The 1,077-nt window shown below is 74.2% G+C and carries 1 protein-coding gene; it reads left to right on the top strand.

Annotation, left to right across the window (positions count from 1 at the left end):
- Positions 1–521 precede the first annotated feature (521 nt).
- Positions 522–1,077: RNA polymerase sigma factor (locus tag DZF91_RS23370; protein ID WP_235834496.1), on the top strand; the 556-nt coding region annotated here is incomplete at its 3' end.

The raw sequence follows: 1,077 nt of genomic DNA, 5'->3' as shown, positions 1-1,077 counted from the left end.
CGTGGAGCGTGGTGAACGTCGTCGCCTCCGGCGCGTCCGCCCCCCGTCCCGGCCGTCCCGCGGCGCCCGCGGCGTCCTCGGCCCCGTGCCCGCCGCATCCGCCGAGCAGCAGCGCCGCCGCCAGCGGCAGCGCCCCGGACCGGACGGCACGTCTGTTCAATGGGACCCCTCCAAAGAAGAGCCTTTCCCGAGGAAATGAGAAGGGGGAAAGGTGATGGCGATCGCCAACTCGCGGGATGCTAGCGGTAGGGAACGGGTGTCGTAGCGGGAACGTGGAAATGGTCTTGCGGGTGATCTCAAAGCGTCGATCAATTCCCGTTAATAGGCGGAATTGAGCTGAAAGGGAGCGGCTGCCCCGGTTCGCGCCGGGCACGTCCGTCCGCCCCGCCGAGGACGGGGCGCGCGGGGGCGGAACGTCGGGAGGGAGACTCGTCCCGGACGTTCTGGATCGCGGCGGTAACACTGGCCTCTCCCGCACCACTCCCTGGTGACGGAAGACACCGGGACGGACGGAGAAGCAGGTGACGGCCGATGAAGAGCGGTTCACCGCGATCTACGACGCCTGCCGGCAGCGCGTGTGGGCGTACGCCACCGCGCGCGCCGGCCGGCAGATCGCCGACGAGGTGGTGAGCGAGACCTTCGCGATCGCGTGGCGGCGCATCCGGGACGTGCCGGAGCCGGCGCTGCCGTGGCTGCTCGGCGTGGCGCGGAACGTGCTGCGCGACGGGCACCGCGCCGACGCCCGGCGCGAGGCGTTCGCGCAGGAGCTGGTTCGGCACGCGCCCGGCCCGGCGGGGGACGTCGCCGAGCACGTCGCCGAGCGGCTGGGGGTGCTGCGCGCACTGGCCGCGCTGGCCGAGGACGACCGGGAGGTGCTGATCCTCACCGCGTGGCAGGGACTCGCCCCGCGCGACGCGGCCCGCGTCCTCGGCTGCTCGAAGACGGCCTTTCGCGTCCGGCTCCACCGGGCGCGCCGCCGCCTCCAGCAGGCGATCGAGCAGGACGAGCCGGGGCAGCGACCGGCCACCGCCGCCCCGCGGCAGCGGGCCACCGCCGCCCGGCGGCGCGCGCCGAAGG

Source organism: Actinomadura logoneensis, assembly GCF_003428695.1.
In the GTDB taxonomy this organism is placed as follows: domain Bacteria; phylum Actinomycetota; class Actinomycetes; order Streptosporangiales; family Streptosporangiaceae; genus Spirillospora; species Spirillospora logoneensis.
This window is presented reverse-complemented; position numbering and strand designations above follow the sequence as displayed.